The organism is Paenibacillus sp. J22FR83 (genome assembly GCF_059691955.1).
On record NZ_JCAUAM010000008.1, the window covers coordinates 160,010 to 179,747 of the forward strand.

16 protein-coding genes are annotated in these 19,738 nt (G+C 46.0%); 6 read left to right on the forward strand and 10 right to left on the reverse strand.

Annotated elements, in window-relative coordinates; all coding sequences use genetic code 11:
- Positions 1-55: 55 nt before the first annotated feature.
- Positions 56-292 carry a hypothetical protein gene (locus AC58PV_RS16195; protein WP_057311376.1) on the reverse strand — a complete coding sequence of 79 codons (237 nt, stop codon included), beginning with the start codon at positions 290-292 and terminating at the stop codon, positions 56-58.
- Between the two features lie 116 nt (positions 293-408).
- Between AC58PV_RS16195 and AC58PV_RS16200 the strand changes: the two genes are divergently transcribed.
- Positions 409-1,146 carry a DUF554 domain-containing protein gene (locus tag AC58PV_RS16200; protein WP_497433254.1) on the forward strand — a complete coding sequence of 246 codons (738 nt, stop codon included), beginning with the start codon at positions 409-411 and terminating at the stop codon, positions 1,144-1,146.
- Positions 1,147-1,149: 3 nt separating this feature from the next.
- Here AC58PV_RS16200 and AC58PV_RS16205 read toward each other — a convergent pair whose 3' ends face one another.
- Both AC58PV_RS16205 and AC58PV_RS16210 read right to left on the reverse strand, forming a co-directional pair.
- Positions 1,150-1,851 (reverse strand): response regulator, encoded by a 702-nt coding sequence (locus AC58PV_RS16205; RefSeq protein ID WP_068665780.1) that lies wholly within the window; start codon positions 1,849-1,851, stop codon positions 1,150-1,152.
- A gap of 224 nt (positions 1,852-2,075) precedes the next feature.
- Positions 2,076-3,524, reverse strand: a complete 1,449-nt coding sequence (locus AC58PV_RS16210) for an alpha/beta fold hydrolase (RefSeq protein ID WP_497433255.1) — start codon at positions 3,522-3,524, stop codon at positions 2,076-2,078.
- A 124-nt stretch (positions 3,525-3,648) separates the two neighbouring features.
- On the opposite strand from AC58PV_RS16210, the gene AC58PV_RS16215 reads away from it, so the two are divergent.
- Together AC58PV_RS16215 and AC58PV_RS16220 are read left to right on the forward strand one after the other, a co-directional pair.
- A complete protein-coding gene (locus AC58PV_RS16215) occupies positions 3,649-10,920 on the forward strand; it encodes an S-layer homology domain-containing protein (protein ID WP_497433256.1) in 7,272 nt (2,423 codons plus the stop codon).
- Positions 10,921-11,066: 146 nt separating this feature from the next.
- Positions 11,067-12,704: an S-layer homology domain-containing protein gene (locus AC58PV_RS16220; protein WP_497433257.1), complete on the forward strand. Its 1,638-nt coding sequence runs from the start codon at positions 11,067-11,069 to the stop codon at positions 12,702-12,704.
- 302 nt (positions 12,705-13,006) lie between these two features.
- Here the strand turns inward: AC58PV_RS16220 and AC58PV_RS16225 are convergent, their stop codons facing one another.
- The 5 genes from AC58PV_RS16225 to AC58PV_RS16245 are packed head-to-tail and all read right to left on the reverse strand — an operon-like array spanning position 13,007 to position 14,994.
- Complete coding sequence (locus AC58PV_RS16225; protein WP_497433258.1) at positions 13,007-13,525, reverse strand: spore germination protein GerPE; 519 nt, start codon at positions 13,523-13,525, stop codon at positions 13,007-13,009.
- A gap of 2 nt (positions 13,526-13,527) precedes the next feature.
- Entirely contained in the window at positions 13,528-13,710 is a 183-nt protein-coding gene (locus tag AC58PV_RS16230; RefSeq protein ID WP_068665790.1) for a spore germination protein GerPD, read from the reverse strand.
- 46 nt (positions 13,711-13,756) lie between these two features.
- The gene (gene gerPC, locus AC58PV_RS16235; protein WP_497433259.1) at positions 13,757-14,467 is read right to left on the reverse strand and encodes a spore germination protein GerPC; all 711 of its coding nucleotides are present in this window, start codon (positions 14,465-14,467) and stop codon (positions 13,757-13,759) included.
- A 58-nt stretch (positions 14,468-14,525) separates the two neighbouring features.
- Positions 14,526-14,735: a spore germination protein GerPB gene (locus tag AC58PV_RS16240; RefSeq protein WP_173118046.1), complete on the reverse strand. Its 210-nt coding sequence runs from the start codon at positions 14,733-14,735 to the stop codon at positions 14,526-14,528.
- A gap of 34 nt (positions 14,736-14,769) precedes the next feature.
- Positions 14,770-14,994, reverse strand: a complete 225-nt coding sequence (locus AC58PV_RS16245; protein ID WP_056610720.1) for a spore germination protein — start codon at positions 14,992-14,994, stop codon at positions 14,770-14,772.
- A gap of 129 nt (positions 14,995-15,123) precedes the next feature.
- Between AC58PV_RS16245 and AC58PV_RS16250 the strand changes: the two genes are divergently transcribed.
- Positions 15,124-15,582 (forward strand): Hsp20/alpha crystallin family protein, encoded by a 459-nt coding sequence (locus AC58PV_RS16250; RefSeq protein ID WP_497433260.1) that lies wholly within the window; start codon positions 15,124-15,126, stop codon positions 15,580-15,582.
- A 105-nt stretch (positions 15,583-15,687) separates the two neighbouring features.
- Here the strand turns inward: AC58PV_RS16250 and AC58PV_RS16255 are convergent, their stop codons facing one another.
- Both AC58PV_RS16255 and AC58PV_RS16260 read right to left on the reverse strand, forming a co-directional pair.
- Complete coding sequence (locus AC58PV_RS16255; RefSeq protein WP_497433261.1) at positions 15,688-16,116, reverse strand: SRPBCC family protein; 429 nt, start codon at positions 16,114-16,116, stop codon at positions 15,688-15,690.
- Between the two features lie 50 nt (positions 16,117-16,166).
- Positions 16,167-17,162, reverse strand: a complete 996-nt coding sequence (locus AC58PV_RS16260; protein ID WP_497433262.1) for an acrylyl-CoA reductase family protein — start codon at positions 17,160-17,162, stop codon at positions 16,167-16,169.
- Positions 17,163-17,290: 128 nt separating this feature from the next.
- On the opposite strand from AC58PV_RS16260, the gene AC58PV_RS16265 reads away from it, so the two are divergent.
- Positions 17,291-18,178: a LysR family transcriptional regulator gene (locus AC58PV_RS16265; RefSeq protein WP_497433263.1), complete on the forward strand. Its 888-nt coding sequence runs from the start codon at positions 17,291-17,293 to the stop codon at positions 18,176-18,178.
- A 273-nt stretch (positions 18,179-18,451) separates the two neighbouring features.
- On the forward strand, positions 18,452-19,672 hold the full coding sequence (locus AC58PV_RS16270) for an IS256 family transposase (protein ID WP_497433264.1): 1,221 nt from the start codon (positions 18,452-18,454) through the stop codon (positions 19,670-19,672).
- Positions 19,673-19,738 lie beyond the last annotated feature (66 nt).

The following is a 19,738-nucleotide window of genomic DNA, read 5'->3' on the forward strand; positions in this document are numbered from 1 at the left end:
AGAAGCCCTAGTGGCCGCTCGGTTTTATTTGTCTGCATCACACGCTTAATGAAGCTTAGGTTCTTGCGTCTACACGCTTACGCATCGGGTTAAGCTCCGACTGATCATGATCAATCTCAGCCTCATCAGCAAAGCCTTGCAGCTCATACGTGCTGCGGCCAAGTACAAGATCGGCGGGGAACTCATCACCCCGTTTAAGTGTGACCTCTTGCCCAGCCTCATTGGCATAAATACCGTCGGTTTCGACCGTATCACCAGTCATGGGATCCATGGATTTGTTCTTCTTCGACATTCAACATGCCTCCTTTCCTGTTGCTTATCCTTACCATTTCCAAGGTTGCAGGAAATTATGAGGAGAATCATGTAGAATGAGAAGGTCATCATTGTACATAGAGAGGAATGAAAGGCATGGCATTATGGGGGACGATAGTGAATGCAGTTGCCATAATTATTGGCGGATTATTAGGCATAGGGCTGCCCCGCATTTCAGAAAGCATCAAAAACACAGTTCTACAGGGCCTAGGCCTCGCTATCACTGTGTTAGGTATTACAATGGCACTCAAATCAGATCAAATTGTGCTTGTCATCATGAGTCTTGTCATTGGTGGTATTCTCGGTGAACTCATGCGGATCGAAGCAAATCTCACCAAACTTGGCGATTGGCTGCAGAGCAAGATGAGCAAGCAACCGACGACTCACCCCGCGGCGCCAACTAGCATATCGGAAGGCTTCGTTACCTGTACACTCGTCTATTGCATCGGCGCTATGGCGATATTAGGTCCATTGGATGGCGGGCTGCGGCATAATCATGATATTTTATACACCAAGTCGTTGCTCGATGGGTTCTTATCCATTATATTCGCATCCACCTTAGGGATTGGCGTAATCTTCTCGGCCGCATCTGTGTTTGTCCTGCAAGGAACGATTGCCTTGTTGGCAACTGTGATTGCCATGGCGTTTAGCCAAGCGTCGCTGGACGCTATGATTGTTCAAATTACCGCGGTAGGCGGAGTTTTGGTCATTGGTGTCGGCATCAATATTTTGCAAATAAGAAAAATCAACGTAGCTAACATGCTGCCTGCACTTGTTGTTGCCGCAGCAGCCGTGCCTATCCAACAGTTAATAACGGAGTGGCTGCATCGTTAGATGTTATCCAGTAGAACCGTTGAATTTGTAGCCAACGCCTCTTACCGTAATGATATAGCGGGGCTCGGCGGGATTAAGCTCAATTTTTTTGCGTAAATTGCTAATATGTACAATAAGTGTGCGTGGATCGCCCATGCTGTCCAAGCTCCAGATCAGTTCAAAGAGATGTTCAATTTTATATACGCGGTTAGGCGTCTTGGCCATTAGGGAGAGCAGGTCAAATTCTTTGGCTGAAAGAGAGATCGTTTGTCCATTCGCTCGAACGATGTGGCTCACGAGATCGATTTCTAAACCAGGGAATTTCACCAGTTGGGGATCATCTTGATGCTGCTCACGTATCGAGTTACGGCGAAGAAGTGCTTTGACCCTGGCTACAAGCTGACTTGGGCTGAACGGTTTCGTCATATAATCGTCGCCACCCATGCTTAGGCCAAGGATGATGTCAATATCCTCACTTTTGCATGAAATAAATAGGATCGGCGTATTGCTCGTTTTGCGGAGCTGACGACACACCTCTATACCATCAAGCCCTGGCAGCAAAATATCCAGAATAATGAGATCAGGCTTATGCTCTCGAACAATGCCAAACACATCATGTCCATTATTGGCGCTGATTACTTTGTAGCCTTCACGTACCAAGTAGAGTTGAATTAACTGGACAATTTCTTGCTCGTCATCAACGACTAGAATGGTTTCTCCTGCCATGTTTGAAATCCCCCTCAGTGATGAAACAACTCCTAAAGTAAGAAGGGTGTTTCCCTCTCTCAAATATTACATATATTACCTCCATTATAGAACGATTCTCCTACTAATTTCTATCCATTTATTAACAATGAAAGGGCGTTCGCATACAAAAAATTCACAATTAGGCATGGATTCTTCAAAAATGGGGAGGGGTCGACAGCAATCGCCAATTATCGACGTTGACCTTATTCATGCTCAATCAGGAAACTTCGTATTGCTGCATGATTGAAATGGATGGGAATGCTAGCGTCACTCCCATTTTCATCTAGCCAGCGTGCTAGAGCTGTGAGCTGCCACTCTATTTTGTCTCTGGTTCCGAGGATCCAATCGTCGATGTAACCTGATAGAAGATGACGAGGGAGGTTATCCCATATCTGAAGAATATAAGCTGCCTTCACTTCTATATTCTGTTCATCCATTGCTACTTTCAAGTTATGGATCAAGTCGAGCAAATCACAGCGTATATTCCCTTGCAGAGTGATATGTTCGCGGTCAATACGCAGAAATTCTGTCCCCTCGGAATGCTGCTCAAGCAATGATTTTAAATGACTTAAGCAGACACGCAAGTAGTTTTGCGCTTTCTTCAGTTCGTAATTCGGCCATAAATCGTCGTACATTTGTTGTCGAGTTGCATTGGGGAAGAGCAACAAATACAGCAGCAATTGCTTGGCGAGACGTTTGTTCCAGCCTGTAGGAAGCTCAACGCCATTAACACAAATTCGGAATGAATGCAGGAATTGAATGTCTAGTTCTGGTCCACTCTGCAAGAGATGCTGTCCAGATTGAATGACTTTATGCAAGGAAATCGTAGTATCGGGCAGCGTGTTGTCTGTGTCCTTGGAAATTGAAGACAACGTGTCGATATGTTTACAAATCCAATAAGCTGTCCACTTCGGCTGATCTAGGAAAATAAGGTTCGCGGCGCCGGAAATGACCTGGAAGCGTCCTTGTGGAATATAGCTGGCACTTATGGCTGAGAGCACAGGCGTATAAACGGGATCTTGCTCTCCTCCCAAAAGGATGGTAGGCGTACTCAAACTCTTTAAATCAGTAATCGTATCGTTGTCACGGAATAACTGTAAGAGTTGAAGATAGCTCCCTTTATGAACATCTTGATAGGCTCGAGAGATATGTGAGCGTACGTCATCGGACTCATGTTGAACCGTCAACGCAGGCAAGATTTGTGTAATAAAGCGGGTGCGGTCACTGCTTAGCATTAGCTTGATTCTATCTTCAATTCCTTGTTTTAAATATTCGGATGGAATAAATCCTGGCAAGGCGAGCAAGCTGAGCGATTGTATGCGTAACGGGACTCGGCCAGCTACTTTAACAGCGAGATTGGCACCAAGACCATGGCCAATGAGATGAACGGTGTCTAATCGGTTACTATCCATAAAAGCGACGAACTGGTCGCATAAATCTGGCCAAGTGATGGGGAGCGAGTGCATAGGGTTATTCCCATGCCCTGGCAAGTCATAAGTAGTGATGTAGTATTTATCATACAAAAAGGGCGTCAAAGTTGCCCATAATGCGCTATTCAACCCTAATCCATGAATAAGCACGACGGTTTGTTTAGGTCCTTCTAGTCTGTTTGAAGGGGGACCGGAATCGAAAAAATCAGGAATAGGACGCATGACAAACTCCTTAATGTGTCTAAAGTGCTAACGTGTAATGCTATTGTAATTCCTTGTTTAGTAAGATGGAAGTCGAAATACTAGAAGTTTTGTTAAATTATGTATGAGGAAGGGTTGGAAGGAAATGAGTAAAAAGGCGTCATTGCGTTGGTTACAGCTTGCACTTGCCATTGTGTTGTTGTTTGGCAGCAGCTTACCAGCTTTCGCAGAAGTACAGGAAGTCAATGGTGTGATTGCCCAGGTCGAGAATGACACGGGGGCACCTATGCAAAATGGAGATGTGTATCTCTATGCCTACATGCACTATTCCTCAAACGGGGTACAGCAGTATTATACGAACCAGACATTCACGACCAAGGTTCGTAACGGGGAGTTTTTCATCCCGAATGCGTTTATTTTACAAGGGAAGCAATATGAGCTTCAAGTGAGAGGAACATCTTCCGCTGGTGAAAGTATTGTTTACCACTATAGCTTTATCGGTGGAGATATAAGCAACCTAACTTTCGGCAAAGACCAATTAAAGAAACTAACATTTACACATAGTAAGGCGGCAACAGGTAATTTGATACTGATGCCTACAGATATTTATGGCAAGACAGATAAAGTATCCTATCCTATGTATACCCGTTCATTCAATGAACAGGGGAAAGTGACAGCATGGGTAGCTTCCAACGCAGCCTTTAAGGCATATGCATCTCTAGTGACACCCAATTATTCAGAAACGTATTTGTTAGAGACAAGCATTCCTGCTGATGTGCAAAGCGGGCAATCCTTCTCTTTCGACGGTGAGACGGTCAAGGTTACACCACCGACAGGTTATGATAACTCAGGGGTATCGATTGGCTTGCAAAACCTCGGATCCAGCTTCCAGGCTCCAGTAGGCTATGTTAGCAAAGGCCTGTTAGGCAGCGTTAATTTCAGCGTCTTAAAAGATAATACGAGGTATATGTTTTCAAGAGGCAATATGTCTTTTACTGAAGACATGGTTCTTCAACTGGACAGAGCATTTAAGGGTACAGTCAATTATGTTAGCGGCAGTGGAAATAACAGTTACTATACATATGCTTATTACTTTGACAAATACAATAACCAATTGCAATACGTAGATAACGTATCAACGGGTGTTTCCAGCACGTCTATGCAAGGTAACGGACTATGGAATGAGACGTTAGATACGAACGGAACACCAGTCAGGTCTTCGCTCAACAGCACAGGGACTGGTATCGATCCAAATGGCAATGTACAAGCGCTTGCTTGGAATGACCCCGTGTTGGAGTATCAGCTTAGTCAGAATGGTACAATTCTGAAAACTATCTCAGTAACGAGACAAAACTCAAATCAAATTCAAATAGATAATGTTGCTCAAGGCACCTATCTTCTGAAATTGAATAGACAGTTGTTTCCTACCGATGTCGTATCTTTATCCTTGAATCAGACCATTCAGATTGGACAAAGCAGTAGCGCAAAGTCGATTGGAGTTCAGTTACCTTCTGGTTATTCAACAAGTATTCTAAGTAGAGCGGTAATTCTTGAACTCGACGACAGTCGTGTGACAGCTAGTTCCACAATGTCTGGCGGCAATCTTGAATTTTATAATGAGATTAATCCACAGCGGCAATACCGAATCATGGCTGCATTTCTAATTACGAGTATGACAGGGAAGCCGACTGCCAGTTATCTGGTAGACCAAACTTTCACAGGCGCACAAATGCAGAATTTACAATCGCTGCCGCTGCAAACTGGGCTTGTTCGAACGGAATTTTCAATGGACGGAACATCGATTACCCAAATGAAAAATGTGGTAGTATCTCTACCTATACAAGGCTTGAATGACCAAGCATCATTCTCAGTTCCAGGTGTATTGTTTAGTTCGCAAATTACGTTGGACGCATCGCTGGTCGGTACAGATGGTTCAACTAATGCGTACCACTACAATAAGTCGGTTACGATTCCGGCACAAGTGGAGAATGTCGTAAGTTTTGCAGACTTGGCAAACAGCCTCATTACGGTGGAATTGAAGAATGGTCAAACCACAGTCCCTTTCGAAATGGTCAGTGTGTTGAAATCCAATTATACTTACTCATCTAGCGTGCCATCCAGCTCTACAACAGAAGAGAATAAGCTAACGAAATTATATACAACGCCAGGGGAATATCGCTTCCAGTTTTCTCGAATTAAGAAAGCGGACTATGAAACGCCGTGGCGCTATATATGGAGTACGGAACGAAGAGCTTACTCACAGGCGACTAGCTTGAGCTTTAGTGATGATATTCAAGGCGTTTTCGGTCCAATCCAGGCGTATGACTATACGAATCCTGATCGGACGGCGCTTTACACATCGGCCATCATCAAAGCTGGCGACTTGAGTCTTAATCAAGTATTCGTGAAGCAAGGCAAGAAAGATCAAACGTTTAGCACCGCAATTATAGGGAAAGGCCTTTATGATGACGGAGGGTACGCCAACTATAATTCCGTCCCGGGGATGCTTACCATTAAAGATGAGAGCGGCAATGTTGTATTAAAATCGGATTCTTCCTATTCAGAATCGATTTATGCAGAAGTTCCCAACAAAAACGGCAATTATCTCTTAACCTACCAATTACCTATCGGGCCTGGACAAGAAATCGTAATTTCTCAGTCTTACTCCGCAGGTGATCCGAATGCTCCTCCTGGCAAGCCAGATCCGAAAGCAACTTTCGCTGGTCAAGGACTGAAGTTGACTTGGGAGGCTGTTTCTGGAGCATCGTATTATGATATTTATGCGGCAGAGCAAGGGCAAACTTTGGTTAAAATCAAAGGCAATGTTACAGGCACAACCTTCACGTATGCTGAGGCACAACCTGGCAAAACTTACGATCTTAAGGTCGTTGCGGTAAATAGTAAGGGCATCAGCACGGAATCCAGCATTATTCATTTCACTGTTCCAGCATTCGCTGTATCGCAGCTGGATGTGAAAGCATCCGCCGTGCAAAGCTCAGCAGGGTTTCTCAAAATTGGCAGCCAATTGCCTATCGAATTGACCGGATCGATCGGGGAAGGAATTAGTGCGAAAGCGGTGGTTTCGTTCAAGAAAACCGGTACGGAAACTTTCACCGAAGAGGTCGTTCTGACTCCTGGGCAAGGCAAGTATACAGGTGCATTTGAGATTAAAGCGGGTGTGACCGAGGTTGTTTCGGTTAAAGCATTTTTGACGAGAGACGGAACGAACTCGGATGAGAAGAAAGTAGAGTTAAATAAGAAAGTTGGCGCAACGCTGGCAGGTACCATTAAGCAGCGCGATGCAGCCGTCACAGCCAAACCAGTCATAGAATTTATCATTGATGGCCAGTACGTAAGAGCAAATGTGGATGAGAACGGGAATTTTACGGCAGAGGGTCTGCCAGCAGGTTCCGTTAAAAGTAATGTGAAAAGTAACACCGAGAGCTACTTGGATGTGATTCAGGGAATTACAACTGAGCTTGGCGTTAAACAGACAGGTCTTATTGTTAAATTGCCAGTGATGCAGAACGTGAAGCTTCGTTTGTTAGAACAAGGAACACAAGTGCCTGTAGCTAGATCGCTGCACGTTTCTATCACAGGCTCTGTCAACAAAGAAGGGTATATCGGACAGGATGGTTATTTCGTGACCTACTCTGGTGATTCGGAGCTTAAGCGATTAAAGCCAGGCAGTTACAACATTTCCATTACTGGTGATAGTTTATATGAAAAAACGGAAACAACATTTAACGTAGATGACGTTTCCAATTACATTACGAATCCGGTAACGATCTCAGTTGCCAAAAAAATTAAAGAAATAGCCAATGTTACGTTAAAGCTCTTCATGCCAGAGGGGGCTGAAAAGAGTCAGTTGGAATCGTATTATCTTTACAGTTCCACAACTGCTCAGTCATTAGGTTGGGAGTCAGGCTATCTCTACGGTTATAATCAACCGATGACCGTATCGGAACGTGTCTATGTGCCGAATCCGGTGCTTGTGCTGGAAGGTGCAGATCCAACGGTTACGCAAAAAGTATACGGATATTATGGCACGCTAACACTTCCGGGAATTGCTGCTGCAAATGACTACACACTTAACGTATCCATACCTGGTCTACAACCTGTGAACAAGACTCAGGTATCGGTTGCTACAGGAACATCGACGCTTGAAGTTGCACTTCAGCCATCGGTTGTATATACCGGTCGAATTGTAGATGAAGCTGGCCGTCCAGTAGGAGGGGCAGATGTATCTGCTTATGCCGGATCTTCTTACGCCTATGCGCGTACGGATGCAGATGGTGTCTACAGGCTAGATCGATTGGGTGAAACGAATCAAATTCAGATTTCGGTGCACGCTGTTGGATTTACGGATAACTCAGCGATGCAACAGGTGACGGATCATCAAATTCCGGTGATTACGCTGGAGAATGATCAATTCATACACGGGAAAGTCGTCGATAAAGACAATCGCCCATTGAAATATGTGAGTGTATTTGCAAGTAATAGCAAGAACAGCGGATGGGCAAGAACAGATGCGGATGGTTATTTCAAAATCCGTGGCTTGTCTGCAGGAGCATACAACTTCTCTGCGTCATTGGATGGTTACCCGAGCTATGTGAGTAATCTCTCAACTAGCGCAGATCAACGAACCATCGTTCTACAGTCTCAAGGTGGACACTTCTTCGGAGAAGGGAATAGCTTTGCTCCGTCTGTGGCTACAGTGGTATTAGGGAAAGAATTTAGCTACAGTTTGAAATATAAAAATAATGGTACAACGCCATCGGGCAGCACGACATGGCATTTTGAACTACCGTCTAATGTGAAGTTGGTTAATGGTTCTGTAGAATTGAACGGCAAATTAGTACATGCAACAGCTACAAATGGCGTTCTTGAAATTACGTCCGGAGACGTTATTGCAGGGGGAAGCGGTGAGATTACCTTTAAGGCTCTCGTTGAGCAAGCGGATGAAGCCGCAATTCGGACAATTGTTTACCCAGTCGTTAACGGAAACAAAGAAGAGCCAACACAGATCGCTACTTCAAATGTCTTGTATGTGACGTTGAATGCACCAGCAGTAACTGGGGATAAGAAGATCAAAGTATATGGGTCGACAAAGCCAGGTTCCACGGTGGAAATTTATGCAGGGTCCATAAGTTTGGGACGTGTGACAGCTGAAGGTCGTTGGTGGTATGCGGATGTTGTATTACCAGTAGCCGCTGATACGGATGAAGCTGAACTTCGACTGACTGCGCAAGTGGTAGAAAATAATCAAACGCAATCTTCGGAAGCTGTGAATGTGAAGTATAAGTCTGGCGTACCGGGGATTGAAGAAGCTAGAATTACAGCGGGTTGGAACGTAGATGTGAAGTTGAATCCGAAAGTTTCGGTAGCTACATTTGCGGTAACGGAGAAAACACCGATTTCAACCAAAGTTGTATTCAAAGAGGCTGTTAAAGAGGCATCCATTTCCTTTATTGGAAGCACGTATCAACTGGCCAAAGGCAGTGACGGGAAAACCTTTACAGGCGAAGTGCCATATGGCTGGAGCTCCTACGGTGAGCAAATGCTTACGCTCACTTATGTAAAGGATGGGATCAGTGTTACTGTACCTTTGATGGAAGTTATCGTTCTTATCGATCCATCTGGCTATGTATTTGAAGGCAGTATGGATAACCGCGTGTCTGGTGTGACAGCTGTCGTACAACAGCAAAATAACACACAATGGAGCAGCTGGGATGCCGACAATTATGGTCAAATCAACCCGCAAACCACGGATGTGGAAGGTCGCTACGGTTGGGATGTCATGCAAGGTAACTGGCGTGTATTATTTAGCAAAGCAGGCTACGAAGACTATACGTCCCGTACGGTAGTTGTACCACCAGCAGAAACACAGTTGAATGTACCGCTAGTTCGTACAACAACACCAGAAATTGCATCTATTACACCTACGAACGATGCCCAAAATGTTAATGTAAGTTCAAATGTGGATATTGTCTTTGATCGTCCAATGGATGAAACGAGTTTGAATGGGGATGTTATTCAGCTTGTGAAGGTCGACGGAGAGCGTAAGACCGCGATTGATATTACCTTTGAGTACCAGCACATGAAGGGGTATAAAGAAGATTTATCATTGCGAGATGCCCAGTTGCTGGATGGCAATAATCAGAGTGGTTGGTTTATTGAAGATGACTCTAAGAAATTAAGCAAGAAGCTGACACTGAAACCGCGCACTGCGCTTGCGTCAGGGTCCACATATCAAGTGATCATCAAAGGTAGTTTGTTTGACTATAGCGGCAGCAACGTACTCGTAGCTGACACAAGCTATACGTTCAATACGGAAACTTCGAAAACACCGGTTGTAACTGGCGGTGGCGGCGGTGGTGGAAGCTCCGTTGCTTCTAATGAAGTAGAACTTGATTACGTTATGTTAAACAAATCCGTGGCTAACAACGAAGTGATTGTAGCGCTGGCTGACAAACAAGACACACTTCTCGTCAGAGGGAATGTATGGAATGCGATTCAATCCAAAGGTTACACCGTCAAGTTGCAGCACAAAGATGCTGAGGTTAAGATTCCAGCCAAAGCGTTTGTTTTGAAAGACGACGAAACGTTGGAACTTGTATTGCAACCGAGTAAAGTGACTTATCCTGCCGGTTATACAGCTTCAAGCCAAACGCTGCAAGTTAGCTTGGGCAAGAAGAATAACGGCAAGAAAGAAGAGCTTGCAACTGCTGAGCCATTGACCTTGCGGCTTTCAGCTACGCCTTCGAATGAACCTGAGTTACTAGGTGCATACGAATTTATTAATGGTATGCCAAACTACCTGGGAAGAGAAATCAATGTATCGTTCTCTGCATCAGGAACATTTGGATTGGCTGCATTCGAACGCAAATTTACAGATGTGGCTAGTCACTGGGCAATTCAAGATATTCGATATCTAGTGTCTCATCACATCGTAGATGGTATTACGGATACGGAATTTGATCCTGCAGGTACAACGACACGTGGGCAAATTGCCAAATTGTTTGCACAAATGCTGCAATTAAAGAAATCAGATACAGTATCTTCCTTCTCAGATGTATCAGCAGATGCTTGGTATGCGGATGCCGTAGCGGCTGTAGAGAAAGCAGGTATCTTCCAAGGCGCAAATGGACAATTCCGTCCTGATGCAGCAATTAGCCGACAAGAGCTGGCTGTTGTGATTTCACGGTTGGTGAAGCAGGCCAATCAGACGGCAAATAAATCATTCGCAGATCAAACTCATATTGCGGATTGGGCAATTGTAGGAGTGAACGCTGCTGTCAACCTGGGTATTATCCAAGGGGATGAAGCAGGCAAGTTCCTACCGCAAGCTAATGCAACTCGCGCAGAAGCAGCCGCGATGATTCATCGTTTGATTCAAGCTTTAGACAAAGAGTAACTAGTTTGTTCGACCTTTATGGCAGCGTGGAAACACACTGCCATAAAGGTTTTTTGACGTATCCCCAGTATTTACTCGTAGCGATTCTGGTAGTTTTCTAGGATGATAGAAGGAATCATAACGAATCGAATAGGGGATGAGACAAGATGAAATCCAAACGTGGATGGCGAAGGCTTGTTGTGGCCCTAGTCGTCGTCGGTGCGATGTGTCAGGTTAGTTTTGTGTACCAAAATGAGGTTTATGCAGGGGCTACAACGGCTCAGGGGAAGTTCAATATGTCCTACTTGTTCAGTGGAGCTCCAAGCACCTATACGTCACAAGTCAATAAGAGCGGAGATACCTTAGACGTGGTGTCGCCGAGTTATTATCATATAACCGAAGATGGTCATTTAGAAGTCACAGATCTGCAAGCTTCCTTCATAACGGAGATGCATAGGCAAGGGAAGCGGGTTGTCCCTTTTCTAAGTAACGATTTCGATAGAGCGCTTGGTGAAAAAGGGATTGAGGAACGCGAAACACTAGTTAAAGAACTTGTTGCAAGTATCAAAGCTAATCAGCTGGATGGTATCCAATTGGATATTGAAAATGTAGGGGCAGCATATCGGGATGAATATACGGATTTCGTTAAAATGCTGAGCGCGAAACTACCGAGCACAATGGAGGTTTCTGTTGCTGTCGCTGCGAACCCGACAGGTTCGGTGGCGAACTGGATCGGTCTGTATGATTACAAAGCATTAGCAGCGGTTAGTGATTACCTGATGGTCATGACTTATGATGAGAGCTATCCTGGCGATCCTACACCGGGTCCTGTTGCTAGTCTGCCCTTCGTCGAGAAATCCATTCAGTATGCGTTGACTCAAGCGCCGGCGAATAAAATCGTGCTAGGCATGCCGTTATATGGCCGCTATTGGAACCAAGATCCTGCATCCGATGGGGCAGGGATCGCTGCTAGAAGTGTTCAAAAACTGGTGGATCAATATCACGGTACAGTCCGTTACGATGAGGCAAGCCAGTCGCCCGTTGCCACTTTTACGATTGGATCAACGGATGCGAAAGCAACCGTGAACGGTAAAGAGCTAACAGCTGGTACGTATACCGTGTGGTTCGATAACGAGCAATCGATGAAAGCTAAGCTGAAGTTAGTAGGGAAATACCAGCTGAAAGGAACTGGCAGCTGGAGCTTGAACCAAGAAGCTGACGATACTTGGAGTTACTATCAGCTGTGGGCGGATGGTTTTTACTTCACGGATGTGCAAAAACACTGGGCACAAGCCGATGTTCTGAACGCCGCGAATCGCGGCTGGATGCTCGGCACAGCCGCAGACACCTTCGTGCCCGACGCGGCGCTCACAAGGGCGGAAGCCGCGACGATTATCGTCCGCGCGCTTGGGTTAGAGCGCGCGGCGGCGGTTGCTAACAGCGCCGCGTTCAAAGATGTGCCTGCGACCCACTGGGCGTCGCAGGCGATCGGGCTCGCGCAGCAGAACGGGCTGATGCAAGGCATCAGCGAGGATCGCTTCGCGCCCGATCAGAGCATGACGCGGGAGCAGATGAGTGTGCTGCTCTCCCGCGCCTTAAAGCTGACCACGCCGGTGCTTAGCGGCTTGGTGAAGCCCTTCACGGACGTGCCAGCGGCCAGCTGGTCGGCAGAGGCCATTGCTGCGATGAGCAGCAGGGGCCTTGTCGACGGCTTCGACGGCGGCACGTTCCGCCCGCTCGCGTCTTTGACGCGGGCGCAGATGGCTGCGCTGCTAAGCCGCGCGCAGCCGCTGCTCACGCAATAGAGAAAAGGGCCTGAGCCAGTGTGGCGAGGGCCCTTTTTCTTTTGCAATATCCACGAGCGAAGCATGCAAAAGTGCATACGAGCAACCTTTTTCACCGAATCGACCGCTCACTACCGAAATAGTTGCAAATAAGCAACTATTTCCGCCTCGGAACCTCAATTTTGCGATTTTAGGTGTAAAAAGATGCCTTTTTGCACGTATTCCCTACTTTTAAGGGGCAGATGCCGGAAATAAGTGTATTATCGCATCTTTGTCCAGTTGTACCTATCCGCGATGGCCGGCTTAGCTCAATGTACTGTCCCTTACGTTGGTTTAGACTGCTGTTGTTGTGTGACGAACACTATACGTGGGGGCTTTTTCTCAGCCGTTGCTGTCGGACCCGGATGGGGTTGAATATCGCCAATGGTATCATCTGTCCCTGTGTAGACGAACGTCTTTTGACCTTTTGGACCTGGTTTGTCCGTCACGAATTGGCGAATATTTTTGATACGGGTTTCGGCTGTCGTGACGCGATTGCTGCCAATTTGAAAAAGCGACGATGCCGCAACCCCGAGTAATCGAATATTACGAACCGTTATATAACTTCCTAAGTTATCCACACACATTGTGAAAGGTTCAGGAGGCTGAGGAACGGGAAAAGGTCGCTGATAGAAAGGATAAGCCGCAAAGCTGCCTTCATTTCCATAATAAATAGGCACTTCGCGTTGTACGGCAAAAACTCGGTTCTGCAGAGCGGTATACCTATTATCTCCCGCATGCATCGTGCTTGATGAGCCTATGCTATTGATATAAATGTTGCCAACAATCGATAGTCGTGCCATCGCTATCCCTCCGAAGGAAGTGGAACGAAAGGTGAGATGATGACCGATTCTGGTGGCGTGTCAAACATCGAGGACAAGGAGATGACCTCTGTATCCCCAATCAAGAAAACGGACGCACTGGAAACCCCGACGATACGGATATCGCCAACACAGATTTGTTTATTTTCTACATGTAAATGAAACATCTTTAGCCCTTCTTTCCTCAAAAATGTTGATCTCGGCGCAGCCATTTTATTTAGGTAGACTGGATATGTAAGTCTCAATCGCTGTGAGGATGTCCTGCTTTGTTTTGTCCATAATGTTGTTGGTCACAGCCTCCAAAGGTTCTTTGAACCCAACGCCGCGGTATTGATTCACATAATGTTGAATGCGCGTATCCAGCTGTTTGCGAATATCATCGATGATTAAATCTTTGTAATCCTCATCGAGTGGATGCTGATATTTATGTTCAAGGTTGTTGATATCGCCCTGTATGCCAAACTGTAGATACTGCTCAATGCCGCTAGCCACATCTGCCCCAATGTCTTTGCCTTGCTTAGCAGTTGTTCCGCGCATGGCTTCTTGACCCGCTCCGATTCCGTCGTTCGCTCCTGTCCCCTGATATTGCCCGCCTTGGTAAAAAGGATTCATATCCATCGGAGCCATACCGCCTCCGTTAGTCTCCTTGTTCAGGGAGTTTCCATTCACGCTTAAATCTTCGATCTGATCCATCGCGCTCGGACTGATGCCGATCGTGAGCGTCCCATCGAGCTTTTCAACTTTAAGCTGATCGAAATTATATTCTATTTTATCAATGTGAATACGTTTCTCATCCTTCAGGGCTTTCAGATCCGCCTGCAGCTTAGTTACGGTTTGCTCTAATTTCTCGATGCGCTGTTTCTGCATTTCGAGACAGGCGTTGATCTGCTGGGCCCATTGCTGCCACGTGATCGCATTATTCATATGAACGTGTACCTCCTTCCGGATCACTTCAAAAGACTGCCTGGCTAATCTCGAAGCCTTATGTCGGTGCTGGCAGAGGAACAAGGGCTACAGGATTAACTTCACTTGTACCGAGTTCAGGGGCAGGCTCTACGAAACCGCCTGTATTGTATAGATTAGATAAGGAACGAATCGATCCCGCTGTGCCAATTTGGAGGACGGATGAGTTGGCGACAGAGTTTACTTTTAGCTGCTGAATCATAATGGTTTGATGGATGGTCCAGTTCATTTCCGTGGAACACCTCGCTCTAGGCTGACGATTGTCAGAGGATATTGCCGCTCGCATTCGCATCAATGAAGTCAGAATCATTAGTGACCGTCGTGCTGTACGTATTATAGACACGCGGGAAATCCCCGGTGTTGAATGAACCAGCTCCAGCAAAGGTCTTGGAAGAGCTAGTTGGAGAAATAATAAAGGAATCGCCGAAATGAACGACAGAACTGGAACCGACACTAATAATTTTCACATTCCCGACGATAGCTGGCATAATCCGATCCCCCTTGCGTTATCACACCTACAGTATATGAGGTATCCGCCTAGAGGTGCTCTGAATTTTCTGAAGGGTGTCACATCGGGACGTAGGCACATATACTGTTAGCAAAATGAGGTGATAGGCTTGAGCGGATTTAATCGCCATCCTTGGCTGAAGTGGGAACAGGTTGAAAAGTTTCTTGGACAGAAGCTGCCATTCGCTGAAAAAGGGCAGACCTTTCTAGATAATATGACGTGGGCTGAAGGATATGTACAGGACATGCTGAAAAAAGCGATGCCAGGCATGGATGCCGGCATTTCATCTTCTGGAACTATCGGTACAGAGATTTTTGAAACACATGAGCATGTCATCGTTAAGGTGAAAATTGCGAAGGAAGAAGATCCGAGATCACTCCAGGTGTTCGTCAAATCGAATCAAATTAAGCTGACAGGATTCACGAATAATAAGAATCGAATCGTAAAGGTGCCAACATTAGTGCTGCCGAGAACCGCCAATGTGACCTATAAGCAGCGAGTATTGGAGATCAAGATTCGCAAGCGGGGGTTGAAGGAGAGCTATCATGAGGCGTATATCCGGTACTAGTCACCGCGAAGTAACGGAAAGAACCCCTTTAGGCCGTATGGCTGAGGGGGTTCTTTCGGTTTTGGGGGTGCAGGGGCAAGCCCCCAGAAATTCGAGAGACATCTATCAGTCTGAATGCTGACTTTCCTTCTTTGCCGCGGCTTCGATTGTATGTTTCATAACTTCTGAAACGCGATCTACTTGATCTTGAATCATTTTGCCTAGTTCCTCAGGAAGAAAATCAGTTGTCCAAACGAGAGTGCTGCTATTTGTTTCGTTTGAGAATACCTGGAATGAGGCGTTGTGATGAAGAAGCGGCATTCGTCCTTCCTTAACTGCGAAGACCATACGGCGTTCATTGTCATCAACGGCTACTATTAATTCTCGAACAGAATCTCCGTTAGGTAAAATCAGCGTTCTCACATTACCCTCTAAAAGCGTGTTCTCTGTGTAGCCTGGGACAAGACGAAGATGGAATGCACCGACATCTCTAACGGCATCCCATACGTGTTCGGGTGAGACATTAACCGCTATTTCTTTGCGAATGGTTGTCATATAACTTCTCTCCTCCAATGCATTATTCCGTATTGTTGAATGACAGTCGATTAGGACAGTGCGACGATGGAACGTCCGCGCATTCGTCCTTGTAGCACTTGAGTGATCGCTTCTGGAAGCTCGGAGAGCGAAATCTCCTTCACGATAGAGTCTAGAAGAACTTCATCTGGCTTCCATTCGGTGGCGATTCTGTTCCACACTGCTCGTCGAACGTCCATGGGGCACAATACCGAATCGATACCGAGCAAATTAACGCCTCGTAAGATAAAAGGGAGAACCGTGGAAACCAATTCTGATCCTCCCGTGAAGCCACTAAGTGTAACGGATCCGCCATATCGGACCGAATTCAAGATGTGTGTCAGGTAAGGTCCGCCCACGGGATCTACAGCTCCCGCCCAACGTTCCCTATAGAGAGACTTCGCTTCTGGTATTTCCAACTCCGCTGGAGAGATCGTCTCCCGTGCACCGAGTTTCTTCAAATATTCGATCTCGGAACTCTTCCGGGTGCTTGCTGTCACCTCATAGCCCGACTGCGCAAGCATGGTTACAGCCCAGCTTCCGACGCCTCCGGTGGCTCCGCTCACTAGTATAGGGCCCTGATTCGGTTTCAAGCCATTCTCCTCCATGCGGTGCACGGATAGAGCGGCAGTGAATCCTGCGGTACCGATAGCCATAGCGGACTTCGCGGTCAGGCCGGGCGGCATGGGCACGACCCACGCTGCGGGTACACGCGCGAACTCGCTAAACCCGCCTGGATGGGATGCCCCAAGGCCGTATCCGGTAATAAGAACTTCATCCCCTTCTTGGAAAGCGGGATCTGACGAAGTGACCACCGTGCCTGCAAGATCGATACCGGGAACGTGTGGATACTGACTTATGATGCCAGCTCCTGGTATCGTACTTAAACCATCTTTGTAATTAATGCTGGAATAGGCAACTCGTATCGTTACCTCTCCACTAGGCAGATCGTCCATGGAATACTCGCGGATATCCGATTTTAAGTTCGATCCTTCCCAATCTACGGTTAGAGCTCGATAAGTTTCCATAGTAGTTGTCCCCCTTTAAGTAGATGTAGTACTACGTGTAATCCTAATCTTGTTTCATCCATACGTCTAATTTATAATAGTTATATAATTAATGACTTTTTGTTATCTGTTTAAAGGGAGGGGAAGTTATGGAGTGGCAGCAGATTGAATATTTCATCGCGGTAGCGAAGTCGCAACATATGACGAATACGGCGAAAGAACTGTCCCTCACACAGCCTGCGTTAAGTCGTTCTATCGCTACATTGGAGAAGGAATTTGGCGTGGAGTTATTTGAACGGCGAGGACGCAATCTCGTGTTGAACCGTTATGGACAACTCTTCTTGGAGCGGGCACAGACGGCATTGAGGGAGATCGAGAAAGCCAAGCAAGAGATTGCGAATCAAATCAACCCATGGTCGGGAATTCTATCCATAGGTTTTCCTCATATTCTTGGTGCGGAACTCTTCCCTGGTATGCTTGGTGCATTCCGTGATCGATACGCGGATATCCGCTTCGAATTGAACCAATGCACGTTGGATGAGCTGGTTTTGCGAATTTCCAATAACGACTGCGACTTTGGGATAACAACGTGGGAATCTGTTAATGAGGGGTTCCATTGGCATCTAATAGGTAAATCCGAACTTTATCTGGCTGTGCCTCTACAGCATCCTTGGGCGAACAGGAGCAGCATCCGCTTGGAAGAGCTCGGTGGGGAACCTTATGTCGGGTTGAAACCATCTTGCGCGTTAAGCTTTACAGTTGAGGATATGTTGGCTAATTCTAGTGTCGAACCAAACACTGTATATCGTGTGGACGAATTGGATATGGTCGCAGGATTGGTATCAGCGGGTCTAGGGGTCTCTTTATTGCCTAAGACGTTAGGCGTTAGTAATTACCCGATGGCTTGGGTAGCAATCGAAGACTCTCCAAGTGAGCTTACGGTCGGAGTTGTATGGAAGAAGGACAGGCAGTTGACTCCAGTGTCCGAAGTTTTCTTGGATTTCATGCGGGAGAGATACCCCCGAATTTCGGAGTAGAAGGGGATTGAAACACTGAAGAACGAACATACGAGTAGATCCTTGCTAAACGCCGCAATACCTCCCTCGTCTTAAAGATGGATTTCTGCCGCTATCTCACCGAAAAATATGCCGTGAATGAAAATAGATGGATTTCCTGTAGTTATTTCCGCGGGAAATACGCCAATAAGATGAAGTGAAATAGTTTGTGTACCATTATTTGGTGTATAGGCAAACGACAAAAAAGTAGGGTATTCTCGGGATTACCACACCACCAAGAAGGAGCCCTACTCAATGACTACTATACCCCAAACTAATTTAAACGATCTACTAGAAAATCTTGTGAAAACGATGATTCAAGAAAAGCTTGAGCTCATCATGAAAGAAGAAATGAATCAATTTCTACAAGTGGAAGAACAGCCAGAAATACGTAATAGCCGCAATGGTTATTACGAGCGCACGCTCGATACACGGTATGGGAAAATCGATGATTTGAAGGTTCCAAGAGACCGCAAAGGGAACTTCCAAACTCAGCTCTTTGAGCCGTATCAGCGTCGCGATGGTTGGCTCGAAGAGGCCGTCATCCATATGTATAAAGGCGGCATGAGCACACGTGATGTGGCTCGCTTTATCGAAGGCATGTTTGGCACGCAGTACTCGCCGACTACGATTAGTAACATTACTAGCACCGTACTCGAAGACGTACAACGTTGGCAAGAACGCCCTCTAGAGAAACGGTATTCCGTGATTTATTTAGACGGCTTCTACTTTAATTTGAAACGTGACACGGTTGATAGTGAAGTCGTTTATTTGGTCATGGGCATTAACGAACAAGGTTACAGGAACATCCTCGGCTTCTATATTGGCGGCAAAGAAAGTTCTAATGGCTGGCGTGAAGTGTTGGGAGACCTCAAACGACGCGGGGTAACAGAAGTGCTCTTAGGTGTATTTGACGGGCTGAATGGCCTTGAAGATGCCTTTAAACAAGCATACCCAAAGGCCGATGTGCAGCACTGCGTTGTTCACAAGGTTCGTAATACGTTTCCAAAGATTCGAGTAAAAGACAAGATGGAATTTCTAAATGATTTAAAAACAATTTACAATGCTCCGGATGAGGAAATCGCTAGGGCATGTTTTGATACGGTGAAAGCGAAATGGGGAAAGCAGTATCCCAAAGAGATGGAGTCATGGGAGACCAATCTGCCTACTTTGCTGACGTTTTACAAATATCCTGCCATGATAAAAAAGGCCATCTACACATCCAATCCGATCGAGCGCACCAACAAAGAATTTAGAAAAAGGTTACGTCCTATGAACAGTTTAACTAATATTGAAGCTGCTGAAAAAATTATCTATTTAGATACAGTAGCTCACAATGAAAGATGGGGTAACCGAGTTATTCAAGGGTTTAATGACCCCGAAACAAGAGAAGCCTTAGCGTTGCTCTTTGAAACCAGGTATCCATCTTTACCAAATCTAGCTGGGAATGAGCGCCTTGAGCATGCCTCAGAGTAAAGGAAATTAAATCCAAAAATTTCAGGGGGATCCCCCTGAATCCATTAAACTAAAAAACCTATTCAT